The 18,706-nt window shown below is 73.4% G+C and carries 20 protein-coding genes and 1 riboswitch; of the genes, 8 read left to right on the top strand and 12 right to left on the bottom strand.

What is annotated here, in order from left to right; all coding sequences use genetic code 11:
- Positions 1–5: 5 nt before the first annotated feature.
- The 4 genes from ACGFI9_RS00245 to ACGFI9_RS00260 form a co-directional block, all read right to left on the bottom strand.
- Complete coding sequence (locus ACGFI9_RS00245) at positions 6–884, bottom strand: bifunctional 5,10-methylenetetrahydrofolate dehydrogenase/5,10-methenyltetrahydrofolate cyclohydrolase (protein WP_393173200.1); 879 nt, start codon at positions 882–884, stop codon at positions 6–8.
- Positions 885–897: 13 nt separating this feature from the next.
- Positions 898–981, bottom strand: a riboswitch (ZMP/ZTP riboswitch).
- On the bottom strand, positions 979–2,004 hold the full coding sequence (locus ACGFI9_RS00250; protein WP_393173202.1) for a hypothetical protein: 1,026 nt from the start codon (positions 2,002–2,004) through the stop codon (positions 979–981). (Overlaps the previous riboswitch by 3 nt.)
- 212 nt (positions 2,005–2,216) lie before the next feature.
- On the bottom strand, positions 2,217–2,420 hold the full coding sequence (locus ACGFI9_RS00255) for a hypothetical protein (RefSeq protein ID WP_393173204.1): 204 nt from the start codon (positions 2,418–2,420) through the stop codon (positions 2,217–2,219).
- Positions 2,421–2,605: 185 nt separating this feature from the next.
- Complete coding sequence (locus tag ACGFI9_RS00260; protein ID WP_393173206.1) at positions 2,606–3,616, bottom strand: tyrosine-type recombinase/integrase; 1,011 nt, start codon at positions 3,614–3,616, stop codon at positions 2,606–2,608.
- Positions 3,617–3,694: 78 nt separating this feature from the next.
- Here ACGFI9_RS00260 and ACGFI9_RS00265 point away from each other — a divergent pair, with 78 nt between their 5' ends.
- The gene (locus ACGFI9_RS00265) at positions 3,695–4,330 is read left to right on the top strand and encodes a hypothetical protein (protein ID WP_393173208.1); all 636 of its coding nucleotides are present in this window, start codon (positions 3,695–3,697) and stop codon (positions 4,328–4,330) included.
- A gap of 71 nt (positions 4,331–4,401) precedes the next feature.
- Here ACGFI9_RS00265 and ACGFI9_RS00270 read toward each other — a convergent pair whose 3' ends face one another.
- From ACGFI9_RS00270 to ACGFI9_RS00280, 3 genes are all read right to left on the bottom strand, one after another.
- Complete coding sequence (locus tag ACGFI9_RS00270; protein ID WP_393173210.1) at positions 4,402–6,795, bottom strand: ATP-binding cassette domain-containing protein; 2,394 nt, start codon at positions 6,793–6,795, stop codon at positions 4,402–4,404.
- An 88-nt stretch (positions 6,796–6,883) separates the two neighbouring features.
- On the bottom strand, positions 6,884–7,294 hold the full coding sequence (locus ACGFI9_RS00275; protein WP_393173212.1) for a VOC family protein: 411 nt from the start codon (positions 7,292–7,294) through the stop codon (positions 6,884–6,886).
- A 5-nt stretch (positions 7,295–7,299) separates the two neighbouring features.
- On the bottom strand, positions 7,300–7,749 hold the full coding sequence (locus tag ACGFI9_RS00280) for a helix-turn-helix transcriptional regulator (protein WP_393173214.1): 450 nt from the start codon (positions 7,747–7,749) through the stop codon (positions 7,300–7,302).
- A 228-nt stretch (positions 7,750–7,977) separates the two neighbouring features.
- On the opposite strand from ACGFI9_RS00280, the gene ACGFI9_RS00285 reads away from it, so the two are divergent.
- The gene (locus tag ACGFI9_RS00285; RefSeq protein ID WP_393173216.1) at positions 7,978–10,107 is read left to right on the top strand and encodes an FUSC family protein; all 2,130 of its coding nucleotides are present in this window, start codon (positions 7,978–7,980) and stop codon (positions 10,105–10,107) included.
- 17 nt (positions 10,108–10,124) lie between these two features.
- Here the strand turns inward: ACGFI9_RS00285 and ACGFI9_RS00290 are convergent, their stop codons facing one another.
- From ACGFI9_RS00290 to ACGFI9_RS00305, 4 genes are all read right to left on the bottom strand, one after another.
- The gene (locus ACGFI9_RS00290) at positions 10,125–10,568 is read right to left on the bottom strand and encodes a PPC domain-containing DNA-binding protein (RefSeq protein WP_393173218.1); all 444 of its coding nucleotides are present in this window, start codon (positions 10,566–10,568) and stop codon (positions 10,125–10,127) included.
- Positions 10,565–11,446 carry an NAD(P)-dependent oxidoreductase gene (locus ACGFI9_RS00295; protein WP_393173220.1) on the bottom strand — a complete coding sequence of 294 codons (882 nt, stop codon included), beginning with the start codon at positions 11,444–11,446 and terminating at the stop codon, positions 10,565–10,567. Before ACGFI9_RS00295 ends, ACGFI9_RS00290 begins: the two co-directional genes overlap by 4 nt.
- A gap of 97 nt (positions 11,447–11,543) precedes the next feature.
- Positions 11,544–12,395 (bottom strand): pyridoxal kinase PdxY, encoded by an 852-nt coding sequence (pdxY, locus tag ACGFI9_RS00300; protein ID WP_393173222.1) that lies wholly within the window; start codon positions 12,393–12,395, stop codon positions 11,544–11,546.
- 42 nt (positions 12,396–12,437) lie between these two features.
- Positions 12,438–12,971 carry a GNAT family N-acetyltransferase gene (locus tag ACGFI9_RS00305; protein ID WP_393173224.1) on the bottom strand — a complete coding sequence of 178 codons (534 nt, stop codon included), beginning with the start codon at positions 12,969–12,971 and terminating at the stop codon, positions 12,438–12,440.
- A 21-nt stretch (positions 12,972–12,992) separates the two neighbouring features.
- Between ACGFI9_RS00305 and ACGFI9_RS00310 the strand changes: the two genes are divergently transcribed.
- Together ACGFI9_RS00310 and ACGFI9_RS00315 are read left to right on the top strand one after the other, a co-directional pair.
- Positions 12,993–14,411, top strand: coding sequence for an OFA family MFS transporter (locus tag ACGFI9_RS00310; protein WP_393173226.1), 1,419 nt, complete (start codon positions 12,993–12,995; stop codon positions 14,409–14,411).
- On the top strand, positions 14,408–14,530 hold the full coding sequence (locus tag ACGFI9_RS00315; protein WP_265006863.1) for a hypothetical protein: 123 nt from the start codon (positions 14,408–14,410) through the stop codon (positions 14,528–14,530). The genes ACGFI9_RS00310 and ACGFI9_RS00315 overlap by 4 nt, the downstream gene beginning before the upstream one ends.
- A 48-nt stretch (positions 14,531–14,578) precedes the next feature.
- Here ACGFI9_RS00315 and ACGFI9_RS00320 read toward each other — a convergent pair whose 3' ends face one another.
- The gene (locus ACGFI9_RS00320) at positions 14,579–15,307 is read right to left on the bottom strand and encodes an SDR family oxidoreductase (protein ID WP_393173228.1); all 729 of its coding nucleotides are present in this window, start codon (positions 15,305–15,307) and stop codon (positions 14,579–14,581) included.
- 144 nt (positions 15,308–15,451) lie between these two features.
- On the opposite strand from ACGFI9_RS00320, the gene ACGFI9_RS00325 reads away from it, so the two are divergent.
- From ACGFI9_RS00325 to ACGFI9_RS00340, 4 genes are all read left to right on the top strand, one after another.
- Positions 15,452–15,910 (top strand): peroxiredoxin, encoded by a 459-nt coding sequence (locus ACGFI9_RS00325; RefSeq protein ID WP_393173230.1) that lies wholly within the window; start codon positions 15,452–15,454, stop codon positions 15,908–15,910.
- A gap of 67 nt (positions 15,911–15,977) precedes the next feature.
- On the top strand, positions 15,978–16,661 hold the full coding sequence (locus ACGFI9_RS00330) for a hypothetical protein (RefSeq protein ID WP_393173232.1): 684 nt from the start codon (positions 15,978–15,980) through the stop codon (positions 16,659–16,661).
- Between the two features lie 186 nt (positions 16,662–16,847).
- Positions 16,848–17,738: a GNAT family N-acetyltransferase gene (locus tag ACGFI9_RS00335; protein ID WP_393173234.1), complete on the top strand. Its 891-nt coding sequence runs from the start codon at positions 16,848–16,850 to the stop codon at positions 17,736–17,738.
- Positions 17,739–17,828: 90 nt separating this feature from the next.
- Complete coding sequence (locus tag ACGFI9_RS00340; protein WP_393173236.1) at positions 17,829–18,701, top strand: hypothetical protein; 873 nt, start codon at positions 17,829–17,831, stop codon at positions 18,699–18,701.
- Positions 18,702–18,706 lie beyond the last annotated feature (5 nt).

Consider the following 18,706-nt stretch of genomic DNA (forward strand, 5'->3'; position numbering starts at 1 on the left):
CCGGCTCAGCCCAGCCCGGCCGCCCGCTGCGCCGCCCGCACCGCGTTGCGGAACAGCATCGCCACCGTCGTCGGGCCCACCCCACCGACCCGCGGCGTGATCGCCCCCGCCACCCGCGCGCACGACTCGTCCACGTCCGGCAGCAGCCGCCGCCCCTCGTACCGCACGCCGCCGCCGACCACCACCGCGCCCGGCCGCACATGCTCCGGCTGCACGATCCCCGGCACGCCCGCCGCCGCCACCAGAATCTCCGCCCGCCGGGTGTACCGCGGCCAGTCCGCGACCCCCGTGTGCACCACCGTCACCGCCGCGTTCGCCGTCGGCCGCTTCTGCGCCAGCAGCATCGCCAACGGCCGCCCCAGCGTGGCGCCCCGACCCAGGATCACCACCTCCCGGCCGGCCACCGGCACCCCGTGGAACGCCAGCAGCGCCTCGATCCCCGCCGGGGTGCACGGCAGCGGCCCGGGCAGCCCCAACGCCAGCCGGCCCATGTTCACCGGGTGCATCCCGTCGACGTCCTTGTCCGGATCCAGCACAGCCAGCGCCCGGTCGTAGTCCAGGTGCCCCGGGATCGGATACTGCACCAGCACCCCGTGCACACCCTTGTCGGAGTTGAAGTCCTCCAGCACCGCGTGCAGATCCGCCTGCGACGCCGACGCCGGCAGGTGCACGTGCGGCGAGTCGAAACCCAGCTCCGCCGCCTGCCGCTGCTTGATCCGGATGTACCCGGCGCTGGCGTCGTCGTCACCCACCAGCACCGTCGCCAACGCCGGCGTCACCCCCGCCGCGCGCAGCGCCGCCACCTGATCGGCGACCTCCGCCAGCACCTGCTCCGCCACCGGCCCACCCGGCAGCAGCCGGGCCGTCGCACCCGAAGAAGACATGCCACACCTCGCCCGCGGAGGCCCAGGCGGTCGACCCCCGCGACGAAGCTCCCCGATGGTTGCTGCCATCCCCGTGCCGCCAGTCGCGTCCACCTCAGCCTGCCACACCGCGCCCGACGATCGCATCCGCCACCCGCTGCCACCCCGGCAGCGACCCCAGCAGCCCGTCCGCCCGGCGCCGCCGATCCTCCGCCGACAGCACGCCCAGGTCCGCCACCGCCGCCTCGAACGCCGGCCGCAACACCCGCTCCCGCGCCGGGGCGCCCGTCGCCAGAATCGCGTGACACCGCGCGTACGTCACCACGATCCAGAACATCGCCTCCCGGTGCGCGCCCGCTCCGATCAGCTCCGCGCCGCCGTCCACCACCACCGGCCGACCCGCCACGCTCACGTCCGCCCGGAACGGAAACCCGGTACCCACCACCCGCGCCGCCTCGTCGAACGTCACCGCCAGCCCAGCCAGGTGCTCCCGCACCCGCCCCGGCCCCACCCCACCGCCGTCCAACGTCGCCAACAACTCCGGATACCGGTCGGCGAACCCGTGCCCGGCCAGCACCTCCCGGGCCCGCACGTACCGCCGCCGCACCGTCGGATCCCGCAGCCCCGCCACCACCGGCAGCAACGCCAGCACCGACGTCGGGAACACCCACGCCAGCACCTGCTCGTGCAGCGGCGCCGCGTCGTCCAGCCGCCGCAGCCCCGCCTCGATCCGCCGGCGCACCCCCGCGCAGCGCCGCCGCACCCACACCGGATCCGCGTACCCCGCCGACACCCGCTCCCGGATCGCCGCCAGCCGACCCGCCGGATCCACGATCACCGTGTCGGTACGGAAGAACGGGGCGAACACCCACGACCCGAGCACGTCCCGCGGCCCACCCAACTCGTCCCAGCTGACCGTGCTGACCTCCAGCAGCACCCCCCGGTGCCGGAACTTGCCCAGCTTCGCGCCCGGACCGTCCCGCACCAGCAACACGTCCACGTCCGACGACGCCGGCAGCACCGCGTCATCCGGCAACCCCACCGTCGACCCGCTGAAGAACGCGCCCCCGATACCCGGATCCCGCCGCACCCGCTCGCGCACCCAGCCGACCGCCACCGCCCGCGCCGTACCCACCCGCATCCCGGCGATCCTGCCATCGCGACCGCACCTCGACGGCGCAACTCGGGGCCACCAGCCACGGGCAGCCGGCCGCCGGGCCGCACGGGGACAGCGGCGGGCAGCGCCCCCACGACCGCGAGCGCGCCGAACAGCGACCGGGCCGGCTCCGCGCCGACGACCGGCGGCACCCGCCGGACGGACCACGTCGAGTCCGACCCGCCCTGGCGCTGCGGTCAACGGGCCGCCGACCGCCAGCGATAGGTCCAGGGCGGCCCGGCACCGACCACGGGCGCCCGCACGTACAAACCGTCGCCGTCCACGTCGATCTCACCCGGGTGCAACTCGGCCGGCGGTTGCCCAAGATCGTCCAGTTCGACGGTGGCGGTGCGCCCGTCGGCCGGCCCGCCGACGACTGGAACATCAGCGACGTCTCGCATAGGTACAGCATCACGGTCAGACATCGCAGCCCACCCGGAATGCCGGCATTTGGTCCAGCCAAGGCCGGTCGGCAGGACACCCGCCGACGCCCACTCGAGAACCCATCCGGTCCCGCGGTCCCTCGCGCCCACTCCGGCTCCGGCCCGACTCTCCGGACCGGAACCGGCCGAGCCGTCACCGTCGTTCACGCCCCACGACCCCCGGCACGCATCGTCAGCCCCAGCAACGCCCGGTTGGTCCGGTTCGACCGCACCGCCGCGCGCTGCTGCCCCGCCGTCACCTCGATGTACGTCTGCGACGACGCCAACGACGCGTGCCCCAACAACCGCATGATCTCCGCCGCACTCGCCCCGTCCTCCGCCAACCGGGTCGCGAACGTGTGCCGCAACGCGTGCAGCCGCGCCCCCTTCGGCACCCGGTCACCGATCCCCGCCCGCCGGTAACACGACTCCACCAGATACTGCAGGCCACCACGGCGCAGCGGCTCGCCCCGCCGATCCACCAGCAACGGCGAGTCCGGCCGTACGCTGCGCGCGCCGAAGCGCCGCCGGCGACTGTCCAGGTAGTCCGTCACGACCCGATCCAGGCCCGGCTCGATCGGCACCGTACGGAAACGCCCGCCCTTGCCGGCCACGTCCACCCGCCGCTCGCCGTCCCGCCCGGCGACCGACGCCACCCGCAGCGCCAGCAGCTCGGACAGGCGCAGCCCGGCGCAGAGGGCGAGCGCCAGCACCGCCACGTCGCGCTCCGGCCACGGGTCGCGCTGCCGTCCGTCCTCCCGGGCCACCGCGGCGAGCAGTTCCTCCGGGGTGTCCTCGCCGCGCAGCGGCTTCGGGCGGGGGAGCGGTGCGCGGGGCCGCCCCACCGCCGGCATCGGGTTCCCGGGTACGACGCCCTCGGCGACCAGGAAGGTGAAGAAGCTGTTCCAGGTGGACCAGGCACGGTGGACGGAGGCGGCGGCGCGGGGAGCGGCGAACCGGGCGAACGCCGCCCGCATGACGCGGGGGGAGAGGGCGGTGATCGGCACCCGGTCGAGGGGGAGGGGAGTGGTGTCGTCCGGGCCGGTCAGCGCCGCGATCGTGGTCAGGTCCCGCCGGTACGCCGCCACGGTGTGAGGGGAGGGCTTCCGGGTGGCCCGGTCGGTCAGGAACTCCTCGATCAATCGCCCTACCGATTCGCCCGGTTTGTCATGCATAAGGGATATTATGCATGAATTTCGCGTTCTGGGCACGGCGGGCCGTAGGGGAGCGGGCCGCACGGTGGAATGAGCGACATGATCACCCTCCGCGCGGTCGTCGAGCTGCCGACTGATCCGACCCGGATCTGGCCGGCACGTACGCCGACGGGCCCGTGGCTCACGCTGCACGCGGGCAGCCCGCCGGAGGAGATCGAACTGTTCGTCTCGATCCTGGCGGCCGACCTCGACGTCGCGCCGCCCGGCGGCCGGGACGAGGTGGTGGACGCGCTGCTGCGCGAAGACCTGCTGCTCGCCGCCGGGGGTCTACGACTGGACGACCCGGCCACCGGGGCGACCGTGTCACCAGGCTGCTGCGCGGGGCTGGAGGACTGGCGGGAGTGGACGTCGGCCCTCGACGGCGGCACGCCCTGGCTGGGCCACGACCCAGGACCGGAGATCGAGGCACGTGGCGGCCTGCTGCGGGTGTGGCAGCACGGCGGGCCGGACCGGCGCGGCCCGTACGTCGAGCTGACCCCGGCGCACCTGGCCGAACTGCTGGCGTCCGCGCAGTCCGATCTGCGCGGCTTCCTGGCCCGGCTCGACGCGTGGGCGCGCGACGCACGACTCGGCGTACGTGGTGCGGCCCTCGTCACGGCGGTCGACCGCGACTTCCGGATCACCGCCCCGCTGGAGCTGCCCGGAGGAGGGCCGGAGCCGCCTTACTTGACATAATGTAGATTATCGAATCTGGACGGAGACCTCGTCCGGCTGGGACGAGGGTCCTCGTCCCAGCCGGGGTCCGATCAGGCGCCGACGTAGTCCGCGAGGTGCTCGCCGGTGAGCGTCGAACGGGCGGCGACGAGGTCGGCCGGTGTCCCCTCGAAGACGATCCGGCCACCGTCGTGGCCGGCCCCCGGCCCCAGGTCGATGATCCAGTCCGCGTGCGCCATGACCGCCTGGTGGTGCTCGATGACGATGACCGACTTGCCGGAGTCGACCAGCCGGTCGAGCAGGCCGAGCAGGTGCTCGACGTCGGCGAGGTGCAGGCCGGTGGTCGGCTCGTCTAGGACGTACACGTCGCACTTCTCGGCCATCTGGGCGGCCAGCTTGAGCCGCTGCCGCTCGCCGCCGGACAGCGTGGTGAGCGGCTGGCCGAGGGTGAGGTAGCCGAGCCCGACGTCGGCGAGCCGGTCGAGGATCTTGTGGGCGGCCGGCGTACGTGCCTCGCCCTGCGCGAAGAACTCCTCGGCCTCGGCCACCGACATGGCGAGCACTTCGGCGATGTTCCGGCCGCCCAGCGTGTACTCCAGCACGGACGCCTGGAAGCGTTTGCCCTCGCACTCCTCGCAGGTGGTTTCGACGGTGGCCATGACGCCCAGGTCGGTGTAGATGACGCCGGCGCCGTTGCAGGTGGGGCACGCGCCTTCGGAGTTGGCGCTGAACAGCGCCGGCTTCACCCCGTTGGCCTTCGCGAACGCCTTGCGGATCGGTTCGAGCAGGCCGGTGTACGTCGCCGGGTTGCTGCGTCGCGAACCGCGGATGGCGCCCTGGTCGACGACCACCACGCCGTCGCGGCCGGCGACCGAGCCGTGGATCAGTGAGCTCTTGCCGGAGCCGGCGACCCCGGTCACCACAACCAGCACGCCGAGCGGGATGTCGACGTTCACGTCCCGCAGGTTGTGGGTGCGGGCGCCGCGTACCTCCAGCGCTCCCGACGGGGTGCGGGTGTCGGGCTTCAGGGCGGCCCGGTCGTCCAGGTGCCGCCCGGTGAGGGTGCCGCTGGCTCGCAGCCCTTCCACGGTGCCCTCGAAGACCACCTCGCCGCCCTCGGTGCCGGCGCGCGGGCCGAGGTCGACGACGTGGTCGGCGATCGCGATCGTCTCGGGCTTGTGTTCCACGACCAGTACGGTGTTGCCCTTGTCCCGCAGCCGCAGCAGCAGGTTGTTCATCCGCTGGATGTCGTGCGGGTGCAGGCCGATCGTCGGCTCGTCGAAGACGTAGGTGACGTCGGTGAGGGATGAGCCGAGGTGCCGGATCATCTTGGTGCGTTGGGCCTCTCCCCCGGACAGGGTGCCGGCCGGCCGGTCGAGCGAGAGGTATCCCAGCCCGATCTCGGCGAACGAGTCGAGCAGGTGCTGCAGTCCGGTGAGCAGCGGGGCGACGGACGGTTCGTCGAGGCTGCGGATCCAGTCGGCGAGGTCGCTGATCTGCATCGCGCAGACGTCGGCGATGCTCTTGCCGTTGATCTTCGACGAGCGGGCTTCCTTGCTGAGCCGGGTGCCGTCGCACTCGGGGCAGGTCGTGAAGGTCACGGCCCGCTCGACGAAGGCGCGGATGTGCGGCTGAAGCGCGTCGACGTCCTTGGACAGGAACGACTTCTGGATCTGCGGGATCAGTCCCGCGTAGGTCAGGTTGATCCCCTCGACCTTGATCTTGGTGGGTTCCTTGTAGAGCAGGTCGTGCAGTTCCTTCTTGGTGTACTTGCGGATCGGCTTGTCGGGGTCGAAGAAGCCGCAGCCGCGGAAGATGCGGCCGTACCAGCCGTCCATGCTGTAGCCGGGGATGGTGAGCGCGCCGTCGTTGAGCGACTTGCTGTCGTCGTACAGCTGGGTCAGGTCGATGTCGTTGACCGAGCCCATGCCCTCGCAGCGCGGGCACATGCCGCCGAGGCGGGTGAAGGTGGCCTTCTCGGTCTTGGTCCGGCCGGCGCCGCGCTCGACGGTGATCGCGCCGCTGGCCCGGACCGACGGGACGTTGAAGGAGTACGCGTTGGGCGAGCCGATGTGCGGCTGCCCGAGTCGGCTGAAGAGGATGCGCAGCATCGCGTTGGCGTCGGTGGCGGTGCCGACGGTGGAGCGGGGGTTGGCGCCCATCCGTTCCTGGTCGACGATGATGGCTGTGGTGAGGCCTTCCAGCACGTCGACCTCCGGCCGCGACAGCGTCGGCATGAAGCCCTGCACGAAGGCGCTGTAGGTCTCGTTGATCAGCCGCTGCGACTCGGCGGCGATCGTGCCGAACACCAGCGAGCTCTTGCCCGAGCCGGAGACGCCGGTGAAGACCGTCAGCTGCCGTTTCGGGATGGCGACGCTGACGTCCTTGAGGTTGTTCTCGCGGGCGCCCTGCACGCGGATCTGGTCGTGGCTGGTGGCGCCGCGCGGCGCAGGCGGCTGGGTGTCCGTCTTCGTGGCCATGGTCATCGTGTCTCCATCTGTGCGGCGGGCCGTCTCCGCGGTCTCCGGCGGCGTTGCCCGGAGCGGTCCCACCGGCGTCGAGCGGTAGGTCTGGTCAGCGCAGTTCGTTGATCCGGATCAGGTTGCCCGTGGGATCGCGGAAGGCGCAGTCGCGGACGCCGTACGGCTGTTCGATCGGTTCCTGGACGACGTCGGCGCCGCTGGCCTCCAGCCGTTCGAAGAGGCCGTCGAGGTCGTCGGTGGCCAGGGTGATGCCGATGTTGTTGCCCTTGGCGATCATTTCGAGGATGGTGCGGCGCTCGTCGTCGGTGATGCTGGGGTCGGCGGCCGGCGGGTGCAGGACGATGGAGGTGCCCGGCTGGTTGGGGGGACCGACGGTGATCCAGCGCATTCCGTCGTATCCGACGTCGTTGCGGACTTCGAAGCCGAGGGTGTCGCGGTAGAAGGCCAGGGCGGCGTCCGGGTCGGTCTGCGGGAGGAAGGCGTATTGGATGGTGATGTTCATGCCGGTCACGCTAGTTGCGGCTCGCTGGCCTGTGCTTCTCGATTCCTGACCGGTCTGGTCACCTGTTTCGCGATGCACGGGGGCATCTCGGCGGTCGCGGGGGCGGTCCGGGCCCGGTAGGTGCTGGGTGGCATGCCGACCAACTCGGTGAAGCGGGTGCTGAAGGTGCCCAGTGAGGAGCAGCCGACCGCGAAGCAGACTTCGGTGACGCTGAGGTCGCCTCGGCGCAGCAGCGCCATCGCGCGCTCGATCCGCCGGGTCATGAGGTAGGCGTACGGCGATTCGCCGTAGGCGCGTCGGAACTCGCGGCTGAGGTGTCCGGCGGACATGTTCACGCCGCGCGCGAGGGCCTCGACGTTGAGGGGTTTCGCGTAGTCCCGGTCGATCCGGTCGCGAACGCGGCGCAGCCGGGCGAGGTCGCGCAGGCGCTGAGTCTCGGCGGGTGTGCTGGTCACCTGGTGATCCTGCCACGTCGTGCGGGAGTTCCCCAGCGCTGTCGGCGTGGGCGTGCCGTGGTGTGGTCGCCCGCCGTGCGAAGCCCGGATGGCCGGTCACGAGGTGGGCTAGGCTGCCCTGAGCGGCGGAAACGTCGGGGGTCGTGCCGGTGGGCGGGCCCACTGCGGCACTGTCCCGCCTGTCGTCCGAGGGCGTTGCGCCCGGTCGCGTCCCGGGAGAAGGCCGACGTGGCAGCTGTTGTGGACCGGCTGCGCCGCCGGGACCCGGGCTACCAGGTCGTCCGGCGGGCGGCGCGGCTCACCCTCGTCGCCTCCCTCGTCTTCTACGGCTGCCGGTACGGGGTGGGCAACGTCGTCCTGGCGACGTACGCGTTGTTCGGCACCGTCGCGACGGGCGCCTTCGCCCGGTTGCCGGGCCGGCCGGTCGAGCGGGCGCGGACGCTGCTGGCGGCGCTGCCGGTGGCGTGGGTGCTGGTGGCGGTCGGCACCGTGCTGGCCGTGCGGACCTGGGCGGCGGCGGCCGGCATGCTGGTCGTCGGATTCGCCGCGGCGTTCGCCGGCGCCGGCGGCCCCCGCCTGGTCGGGCTGGCCAGCGCCTTCCAGCTGTTCTACATTCTGGCCTGCTTCCCGCCGTATCAACCCGGCACGCTCCCGCAGCGGCTGGCCGGCGTGACGGTCGGCATCCTGCTGGTGGCGCTCGCCGAGGTGGTGCTCTGGCCCGGCCCGGCGCCGGTCACCTTCCCGCAGCGCCTGGCCGAGGCCGCGCGGAGCCTCGCCGCGCTCGTCGACGGCATCGCGGACGTGCTCGCGGGACGGCCCGGCGCGGGCGAGGCGGTACGCGGGTGCCACGCGCGAGCGGTCCAAGCCGTCGAGCAGACGCGGATGCAGGCGCTTCCAATGACCCAGCGTCCGACGTCGGCGAGCCGGCGGGACCGGGCGCTGCGGGATGCGGCCGCCGCGCTGCGCCAGCTGCTGCGGACCGCCGAGCCGCTCGCGGCCGGCGCCACGACGGGTACGGTCCGGGACCCGGACATGGCGCGGCTGCTGCGGGATGCGGCGGCGGCGGTGCGCCGCTGCGGCGTCGAGGCGCGGGGGCAGGCGTCGGCCCCTGCGGCGGAGGACCTGGATGTCGCCGCCGCGCAACCGGCGTGGCGGCAGGCGACGGCCGGCGACCTGCGCCGGTACGCGATCGGCCAGACCCTCGTCGATCATGTCGAGGTGTTCACGACAGCGGCCCGGATCGCCGGCGGATCCGCGCTGCGGCCGGACGCGGACCGGTTCTGGTACGCCGGGCGCCCCGCCGCGTCGTTGTACTGGCGGCAGTTGCGGGCGCACCTGACTCCCCGCTCGGTGTACTTCCAGGGGGCGCTGCGGCTGGCCGTGGCGCTGGCGGCCGCCCGCGTGATCGCCGGGACGTTCGATCTGATGCACGGTTTCTGGGCGCTCCTGGCGACTCTCACCCTGATGCGGACCTCCGCCGCGCAGACGCGGACCACGCTCGGTCCCGCGGTGGTCGGTACGCTCGCCGGCGCCGCCGGCGGTGCGCTGCTGCTGCTGGCCTCCCCCGGCCACGAGGCGTACGCGGCGGTCCTGCCGCTGGCCCTGCTGCTGGCGTTCGGCGTCGGCCCCCTGCTGGGGCTGGCGTGGACGCAGGCGTTCCAGACGCTGCTGCTCATTGTCGTCTTCGCCCAGCTCACGCCGACGGACTGGCAGCTGGCCGGGGCCCGGCTGGTGGACGTCCTGATCGGTGCGGCGGTCGGGGTGCTCGCCGGTCTGCTCATGTGGCCGCGCGGCGGCGGCGGGGAGTTGCGCCGCGACGCCGCCGCGTACCTCGCCGCGGGTGCGCGGGTGATCGAGGAGACGGTCGGCGCGCTGGCGGGCCGGGCGCATGATCGGCGGGCGGTCGAGGCGGCGCGCCGTGCTGGGGTTCTCGCCGACGCGTCCTTCATCCGCTACCAGTCGGAGCGCCAGGAACCACGGGTGTCCCACGTGAACTGGGAGTCGGCCCTTGCCGTCGGGCACCGTGTCGTGGACGGGGCGGAGGCGCTGCTCGCCCGTCATCGGCCCGGTGTCCTGGCGCCCTGGCCAGGCCTGTCGGCCGAGCTGATCGGGTGGGCGCAGCGGCTCGGGTCCGGTTACCGCGAGTTGGCCCGCCAGTTGCCCGGCGGGCGGGTCGACCGTCCGGTGGAGGCCGCGGCGCCGGCGGCGGACGTCGTCGAACAGGTCCGCCGGCTCGTCGCGGCCGGCGAGCGTCGGCCGGAGGTGCTGCTTCCGGTGGAGGTCGACGTGTGGCTCGCCGACCTCGCGGGGGGCGTCGACCGGATCCAGGCACCGCCGAAGGAGCCCGAGCACGGATAACGGCGTAGCGGCGCCGGTCAGGGGCCGGTCGTGCCGGTCAGCAGCGCCAGCCCGGTCTCGTGGTCGATGCGTTTGGTGAGGCTCGCCCCGACCTCGGTGATGATGACCTCGAGGGTGGGCCACACCTCGCCGCGCAGGAGGTGGCCGCCGACGGTGCTGCCGTCGCGGTGGCCGAGCACCGCGTGCAGGTGCAGGGCCGGCCGGCCGTGGTCGTCCGCGATGTCGCCGAGCAGGGACAGGACCTCGACCTGTTCCCGGACGGGGATGGGCAGGTAGTCCCGTTTGGCGCGGTCGAAGTAGCCCAGTTCCGCGGAGGCGAACCCGCCGACGGCGGTGACCCGGGCGCCGTGGATGCGGTGCCGCGCGGCGGCCTCGTTGATGGCGGTCACCGCGTCCTCGCCCTTGCCGACCGCGACCACCACCACGCGCCGGTCGGCGTCGGTCAGTTCGATCTCCGTCACGGTCGTCCCCCACCCGGATCGGCGCGGAGCGCCCGCGCCATGACCGTCAGGTCGTCGCCGCCGAGGCCCTGCTCCACCGCCTGCCGCCACTCGGCCGCCAGCGCCGCCGCGGCCGGGAAACGACCGGCCGGCACCTCACGCAGGGCCAGGTCCACGTCCTTGAGCGCCAGGGCGAGCGAGTACTGCGTCGTGAAGTCGTCCCGGCCGATCCGCTCCAGCTTCTCCGCGGCCCAGGGCGACACCAGCGGACTGCCGTGCAGGGCACCGAGCACGGTTGCCCGGTCCAGGCCGAGGGCGTCGCCGAAGGCGGCCGCCGCGGCGACACCTTCGGCGACGAAGGCGAGAAGCAGGTTGTTGACGAGCTTCAGCCGGGATCCCGCCCCGACCGGGCCGACCCAGACGGTCTTCTGCCCGACCGCGTCGAACACCGGCGCCACCCGGTCCCGCGCCTGCTGCGGGCCGGACGCGAGGACGACGAGTTTTCCCTGCTGCGCCGGCCCCCGGCTGCCCGCGACCGGGGCGTCCACCAGGGTCACCTCGGGACGCTCGGCGTCGACGAGGCCGGCCAGCCGCTCGGTCTCGGTCACGCCGATGGTGCTCATCTGCGCCCACACGGCGCCGTCGGGGAGGGCGCCCAGCATGCCCTGGTCGACGGCGATGGACCGGACCGCGCCGGCGTCGGTCACCATGGTGACCACCACGTCGGCGCGGCGGACGGCGTCGGCGGGGCTGGTGGCCACTTCCGCGCCCTGCGCGCCGAGCCGCTTCGCCGGGTCCGGGCGGCGGTTCCACACGACCGTGGGCAGCCCGGCCCGGATGATGTTCTCCGCCATCGGCGTGCCCATGCCGCCGAGCCCGATCACCGCTACCCGCGTCACCGCCGCCCCCCCGCCTCGCCTACCTGGCAGCGTAGGCAGCACGGAGGCGGGAGGCGGTCGGATCTGCCACACTCGCCACGGCCGGGCCGGTGCGGGGTCAGCGCAGCCGGCGGGCGGCGAACCGGGTCGGCGGGTGGGCGATCGCGTCCTGCGCGGCGACCAGTTGCAGCTCCCGGGTGCCGGCCGTGAGCGTCGCCTCGTAGACGGCGAAGACCGAGTTGGTGGTCCGCTCCAGGGCGGTCGCGGGCGACCCGGTCGTGCGCAGGTGGGCCAGGTAGAGCGCGGCGGTGATGTCGCCGCCGCCGTTCGGGCTGATCGGCAGCAGCGGGGTGGTGACCGCCCAGGCGCCCTCGTCCGACACGGCCACCACCTCCAGCGAGCCCTGCGGGATGTCGCCGTGCAGCACGCTGGTGACCAGCACCTGCCGGGGTCCCGTCTCCCGGACGACGTCGACCGCCGCGAGCAGGTCCGCCAGGGAGTTCGTGGTGCGGCCGGACAGGAACTCCAGCTCGAACTGGTTCGGGGTGATGATGTCGGCGCGCGGGACGACGGTGTCGCGCAGGTACTCCGGGATGCCGGGTCGGACGAACATGCCGCGGCCGACGTCCCCCATCACCGGGTCGCAGCAGTAGACGGCGTTCGGGTTGGCCGTCTTCACCCGGTCGACGGCGTCGAGGATCACCGCGCCCATCGCCGGGTCGCCCTGGTAGCCCGACAGCACGGCGTCGGCGTCGCCGAGGACGCCGCGGTCCTCGATGCCCGTGATCACGTCGGCGACGTCGGCCGGTGCGAGCAGCGGCCCGCGCCAGGCACCGTACCCGGTGTGGTTGGAGAAGTGCACGGTGAGCACCGGCCAGACCTCGTGCCCGAGCCGTTGCAGCGGGAACGCGGCGGCGGAGTTGCCGACGTAGCCGTAGGCGACCGAGGACTGGATGGAGAGGATCTTCACCAGGTCATGGTCGCATCCCCCGTATCCGCTGGTGGTGACCGGTCAGGTGTCGGTGCGCAGGCGGGCGTGCAGGTGCATGTCGTGCCAGCCGTCGGCGTGCCGGGCGGCGCCGCGGTTGGTGCCTTCGACGGCGAGGCCGGCGCGTCGGGCGACCCGGCAGGAGGCCGGGTTCGCGGTGGAGTGGCGCAGCCACACCCGGTGCAGTCCTGCCTCGGCGAAGCTCCAGCCGGTGAGGGCGGTCAGGGCGCGGGCGGCGATGCGGCGGCCGCGGGCGGTGGGCAGCACCCAGTACGACACCTCGGCCTCTGCCTCGGCCAGGTCGATCCGGCGGAGGCTGATCTGGCCGAGGACGCCGGTGGTGTCGGTGACGGCCCAGCCGGCGGGGGTTTCCGCCTGCCAGCGGTGCGGCCAGGCGGTGATCCAGTCGCGGGCCTCGTCGTCGGTCATGCTGCGGCAGTGCCAGCGGCGGATGTCCGGGTCGGCGGTGACCGTTCGGCTCACGGTTTCGACCGTCCGGCGCGCGGTGGGTTTGGCCGCCGCCGTCCGGGTGGGCATGTGGCGGGAAGTTTCCGCCATTTTTCCGGAGAGGAAGCGCGCATGCTTTCCGCACTCGACCGTCGGCACACCGTCGCGCCGCCCGGGTACAGCCGTTGGCTGATCCCCCCGGCGGCGTTGGCGATCCATCTCTGCATCGGGCAGGTCTACGCGACCAGCGTGTACAAGAACTCCTTGATTTCGCACTTCGGCGCCAGCCAGACGGCGATCGGGATCATCTTCAGCATCGCGATCGTGATGCTGGGGTTGTCGGCCGCGGTGGCCGGCACCTGGGTGGAGGCGAACGGGCCGCGCAAGGCGATGTTCGTCTCGGCGTGTTTCTGGGCCGCCGGTTTCCTGGTCGGGGCGTTGGGCATCGCGACGAAGCAGTTGTGGCTGCTCTACCTCGGGTACGGGGTGCTGGGTGGGATCGGTCTGGGGATCGGCTACATCTCCCCCGTCTCGACGTTGATCAAGTGGTTCCCGGACCGGCCGGGTCTGGCGACCGGCCTGGCGATCATGGGGTTCGGTGGTGGGGCGATGGTGGCCTCTCCCCTGTCCCGGCAGCTGCTGTCGTTCTACGACGCGGGGTACGACCCGGCGAACGCGGGATCGACGGCGTCGGGTTCGGCGCTGGTGTGGTTGTTCGTGACGCTGGGCGTCGGCTACTTCCTGATCATGATGTTCGGGGTGTTCAACGTGCGGGTACCGGCGCCGGAGTGGCGGCCGGCGGGTTTCGACCCGGCCCAGGTGGCGGCGAAGCCGCTGGTGACCACGGCGAACGTGTCGGCGGCGAACGCGGTGAAGACCCGGTCGTTCTGGCTGCTGTGGGTGGTGCTGTTCTGCAACGTGACGGCGGGCATCGGGATCCTGGAGCAGGCGAGCCCGATGATCCAGGACTTCTTCCGGGACAACGGCACCTCGTCGGTGTCGGTGGCGGCGGCCGGCGGGTTCGTCGGGCTGCTGTCGCTGTTCAACATGGGCGGCCGGTTCGTGTGGTCGTCGACGTCCGACGTGCTCGGCCGCAAGCCGATCTACCTGCTGTATCTGGGTGTCGGGATGGTGCTGTACGTGTTGCTGGCCCTGGTCGGGCAGCTGGCGACGGCGCTGTTCGTGCTGCTGGCGTGCGTGATCCTGTCGTTCTACGGCGGCGGGTTCGCGACGGTGCCGGCGTACCTGCGGGACCTGTTCGGCACCTTCGAGGTGGGCGCGATCCACGGCCGGTTGTTGACGGCGTGGTCGGCGGCGGGGGTGGCCGGTCCGCTGATCGTGAACGCGTTCCTGGACGCGCAGGGCAAGCCGGGCACGTTGACGGCGGCGGCGTACCGGCCGGCGTTGTTCACGATGGTCGGGGTGCTGGCGGTGGGATTCGTCGCCAACCTGCTGATCCGGCCGGTGCCGGAGCGGTTCCACGAGCCGGCGTCGGGTCGGGACGTGACGGAGGGTACGGAGCCGGTGGCGGCGGAGAGGAGCACGCGGTGAACGAGGCGGGTCACGGGCAGCGGGTCCGGCTGGTGGTGTCGTGGGTGGTCGTGTCGGTGCTGCTCGGCTACGGAGTGGTGCAGACGGTGATCACGGCGGCGAAGTTGTTCACCCACTAGGGACGGTGCGACCGGCGGCCGGGGTGGACTTCCTCCGGCCGCCGGCCGTCACAGGCCGCCGGCGATGCGCAGGACCGCGCCGGTGGTGTAGGAGGCGTCGGGGCCGAGGAGGAAGGCGATGGCGCCGGCGACCTCGTCCGGCTCGCCGGCGCGGCCCAGCGGGATGCGCCCGACGGCCGTGTCGGGGCGGTCGGGTGCGCCGGACAGGGCGTGGATGTCGGTGCGGATGATGCCGGGGGCGACGGCGTTGACCCGGATGCCCTGGGGGGCGAGTTCCTTGGCCAGGCCGACGGTGAGGGTGTCGGTGGCGGCCTTGACGGCCGCGTAGTGGACGTACTCGCCGGGGCTGCCGAGGGTGGCGGCGGCGGAGGAGACGTTCACGATGGTCCCGCCGCGGGTCATCCGGCGGGCGGCCTGCTGGGCGCAGAGGACGTACCCGATGAGGTTGACGTCGACGACCTGGCGCAGGTCGTCGACGCGCAGGTCGGTGAACGGGCCGATCGGGCTGGTGATGCCGGCGTTGTTGACCAGGCCGGTCAGCGGGCCGAGGTCGGCGGCGGCGTCGAAGAGGCGCTGCACCTGGTCGGGGTCGGTCGTGTCGGCGGGGACGGCGACGCCGCGGCGGCCGGCGGCCCGGACGTCGGCGAGGACGGCCTGCGCGGCGTCGTGGTCTCGGCGGTAGCCGATGGCGACGTCGTGGCCGGCGGCGGCGAGCCGCCGGGCGGTGGCGGCGCCGATGCCGCGGCTGCCGCCGGTGATGACGGTGACTGAGGTCAATGCCCTCTCCCCTGCCCTGGTGGTGCCGGTGACGTTACGGCAGCGGGCGGGACGCCGGGTGGAGAGGACGGTCACACCGCGACGCGGCGTGGGGTTGGTCGTTAGGCTCACCGCGTCGGCGCTGGTGCGGCAGGGAGGTACGCGGTGGCGGTGGGTGTCGGTGACCTGGTCGAGGACTTCGAACTACCGGACGAGACGGGCACGCCGCGGCGGCTGTCGGAGTTCCTGGCGGCCGGGCCGGTGGTGCTGTTCTTCTACCCGGCGGCGATGACCCGGGGCTGCACGGCGGAGAGCTGCCACTTCCGTGACCTGGCGGCGGAGTTCGCGGCGGTCGGCGCGCGGCGGGTCGGCATCAGCCGGGACCCGGTGGCGAAGCAGGCGGAGTTCTCCCGCCGGCACGGCTTCGACTATCCGCTGCTGTCGGACGTCGACGGGACGGTGGCGGAGGCGTTCGGGGTGCGGCGTCGGCTGGCGTTGGGGCCGCTGAGCACGCGGCGGATGACGTTCGTGATCGGCCCGGACCGGCGGGTGCTGGCCGTGGTGCGCAGCGAGTTGAGCATGAACGAGCACGCCGACGCGGCGTTGCGCGCCCTGGGGGGTTGATCTTCCGGTTGTCGCAGCCGGCTGGTATCAAGGCTGCACATCAAACATGTGTACGGAAGAGGGCGTGATGGCGGGCCAGGGTTTGTCCACTGACGAGGTGCAGGGGATCCGGGAGTCGTTGGCGGCGGGCCGCAAGCCGAAGGTGGTGTTCACCGCGGCCGCCGGGCAGATGGCCGGTCAGCTCGGGCAGGTGGTGGAGTTGACCGACCCGGAGCTGTCCGAGGAGTTCGTGGTGGTCCGGTTCGGCCGGGACGAGTTGCCCTTCTCCCCCGCGGACGTGGCGATCGCCCCGCGGGGGGCCGGGCGCAAGCCGGCGGAGCCGAAGCCGGAGCCGCCGGTCGAGCAGGAGGCGGCGCCGGAGCCGGAGTTCGTGTTGGACACGCCGCCGGTGCCGGCGCCGCGTCGGGAGGAGCCGAAGGTGGAGCAGCAGGCGGAGCCGAAGCCGGCGAAGCGGGCGGTCAAGGCGGCGAAGCCGAAGACCCCGGCCGGGTTGACCGTGACGTTGGCGTACGTCGAGGGCGAGTGGACGGTGGCGGCGCAGCAGGGCGCCAAGGTCCTCGCGAAGCCGTACGTGGTGAAGCCGGCCGAGGCGCTGCGGATGGTGGCGCTGGTGGACGTGCCCGGGGTGCAGGAGGCGGTGGAGCAGATCCTGGCCGCGGAGCGGGCGGAGGCGGAGCAGCAGGCGGAGAAGCTGCGCGCCGAGCTGGCCGAGATCGAGGCGCGGCTGGCGGAGCTGCGCGAGGCGAGCTGAGGTCGCCGCCCCGGCCGAAAAATCCCTCGGCCGGGGCTGGGGCCGTCTGATACGGTTCCGCGGCGTCCTCGACGAGACCGGAGGGAGGTGAGCGCCATGGCACGTACGACTGTCATGCGCTCCCACCCGATCGCGAGGACGTCGGGTTCCTGACCGGAGAGCGCACCGCTTCCTGGAAGGACCTGCATGAGCGACCTGGTCATCCGCCCGCTCGTCGCGGGCGAGGAACAGCTTTTCGACTCTCTCGCCGACCCGGGGCTGGTCGGGCGGGCCGTGCTCGGCGAGACGTACGCCGGGGGTGGCTACCGCCCGGAGTGGACGTGGGTGGCCCTGCGCGACGGGGTGGTCGTCGCCCGGGCCGCCTGGTGGGCCGGCCCGGACGACCCGGCGCCGCTGGCGCTGGACTGGTTCGACTTCACCGACCCGGACGCCGGTGTGGCGCTGCTGCGGACCGCGCCGCTGCGCGCCGAGTACTCGATCCTGCTCCCCCACGGCTGGCGGGACGATCCGCTGGTCCGGGCGCAGGGGCAGGCCCGGATCGACGCGGCGACCGCCGCCGGCCTGCGGGTGCTGGTGGAACGCTACCGCTACCGGTGGACGCCGGAGTGCGGCCTGCCGCCGCGGCCGGGTCGGCTGGAGTTCCGGCCCGAACCGGACGACGCGGTGATCCTGGACGTGCTGCGCCGCATCGGCGAGGGCAGCCTGGACGCCCACTTCCGGCACGCGGCCGCCGAACACGGCCCGGAGGCCGCAGCCCAGGAGGACCTGGACCTGCTGCGGTGGCTGCCGAGCCCGCGTGACTGGTGGCAGCTCGCCTGGACCTCCGACGGGGAGCTCGCCGGCATCATCGTGCCGGCCCGCAACCAGACCCACCACATCGTCGGGTTCGTCGGGGTGCTGCCCGGGCAGCGGGGCCACGGGTACGCGTACGACCTGCTGGTGGAGGCCACGCACCGGCTGGTCGAGGCGGACGCGCAGGAGATCGTGGCGGCCACGGACCAGGGCAACACGCCGATGGCGGCCACCTTCGCCCGGGCCGGCTACCCGGTCGAGTGGGAACGCGTCGACCTGGTGTGACCGCCCGTGGGTCGGCCCGCCGCCGCGGCGGCGGGCCGGCTTCCCGCCGGTCGGGCCGCACATGTCGGTGTGCGCCCCTAGGCTGCCCGGGTGGGCTACTGGGGCGCGGTGGTGGTGGCGCGGGCGGCCGGGCTGCTGGTCGACCAGGACGGCATCGGCGGGTTCGGCTACCAGCACCGGTGGCTGCGGGACCTGGGTGACGGCTGGCAACTGGTGGAGACCAGCGGCTGGAACGATCCGCCGGACCTGCTCGCCCCGGCCGGGGCGCTCGCGGCGTCGACGGGTCACCCCGTCCTCGCCGCGTACGTCAGTGACGGCGACTGCGCGGTGATGGCGACGGCGGTGCCCGGCGCGGTGGGGCCGTTGACGCACCTGTGGGACACCGACGGGCCGTGCGGGGTGTACCGGCACCAGCCGCGCGGCCTGCCGGAGCCGACCGGCCGTGCTGTCGACGAGGTGGTCGCGGAGCTGGTGGCGTGGTCGACGGCGGCCAGCCTGCGGGCGGACGCGGCGCGGCTGCGCGCGGCGCTGGGGCACGAGCCTCCGGTCGTGGCGGACGACCTGCTGTTCACGCTGGTGAAGGCTCTCGGCGTGGCACGGATCGGGCGGACCCGGCCGTGGTCGGTGCCGCTGGAACAGTGGCCGTTGCGGTGGATTACGGACCTGCTGGGGCCGCGGGCCCGCTCGGAGGCCGCGTACCGGCAGGCGGCGGTGGAAGACGGCGACGAACCCGAGCCGGCAGCGCCGTGGGAGGCGCCGGCGATCCAGTTGGACGAGGAGCTGTGGGCGTCGCTGTACCGGCCGGAGGTGGACATGGCGGGGCTGGCGCGGCGGGCGGAGCGGCTGCGGACGCAGTACGAGGCGGCCCGGGGCCGGCAACCCCGCCCGTCCGACGGCCCCCTGCGCCCGGAGGACCCGCACAACTCGGGCCGGGTGTGGGCGGACGAGCGGGCGACCGGCTGACACCG

This window comes from Micromonospora sp. NPDC048930, from assembly GCF_043197935.1.
GTDB lineage: Bacteria > Actinomycetota > Actinomycetes > Mycobacteriales > Micromonosporaceae > Micromonospora.

Excerpts from the sequence above, each read along its gene's own strand:
- ACGFI9_RS00245 (WP_393173200.1), bottom strand. The coding sequence starts at position 884 with ATGTCTTCTTCGGGTGCGACGGCCCGGCTGCTGCCGGGTGGGCCGGTG.
- ACGFI9_RS00250 (WP_393173202.1), bottom strand. The coding sequence starts at position 2,004 with ATGCGGGTGGGTACGGCGCGGGCGGTGGCGGTCGGCTGGGTGCGCGAG.
- ACGFI9_RS00255 (WP_393173204.1), bottom strand. The coding sequence starts at position 2,420 with ATGCGAGACGTCGCTGATGTTCCAGTCGTCGGCGGGCCGGCCGACGGG.
- ACGFI9_RS00260 (WP_393173206.1), bottom strand. The coding sequence starts at position 3,616 with ATGCATGACAAACCGGGCGAATCGGTAGGGCGATTGATCGAGGAGTTC.
- ACGFI9_RS00265 (WP_393173208.1), top strand. The coding sequence starts at position 3,695 with ATGATCACCCTCCGCGCGGTCGTCGAGCTGCCGACTGATCCGACCCGG.
- ACGFI9_RS00270 (WP_393173210.1), bottom strand. The coding sequence starts at position 6,795 with ATGACCATGGCCACGAAGACGGACACCCAGCCGCCTGCGCCGCGCGGC.
- ACGFI9_RS00275 (WP_393173212.1), bottom strand. The coding sequence starts at position 7,294 with ATGAACATCACCATCCAATACGCCTTCCTCCCGCAGACCGACCCGGAC.
- ACGFI9_RS00305 (WP_393173224.1), bottom strand. The coding sequence starts at position 12,971 with ATGGCGGAAACTTCCCGCCACATGCCCACCCGGACGGCGGCGGCCAAA.
- ACGFI9_RS00310 (WP_393173226.1), top strand. The coding sequence starts at position 12,993 with ATGCTTTCCGCACTCGACCGTCGGCACACCGTCGCGCCGCCCGGGTAC.
- ACGFI9_RS00330 (WP_393173232.1), top strand. The coding sequence starts at position 15,978 with ATGGCGGGCCAGGGTTTGTCCACTGACGAGGTGCAGGGGATCCGGGAG.
- ACGFI9_RS00335 (WP_393173234.1), top strand. The coding sequence starts at position 16,848 with ATGAGCGACCTGGTCATCCGCCCGCTCGTCGCGGGCGAGGAACAGCTT.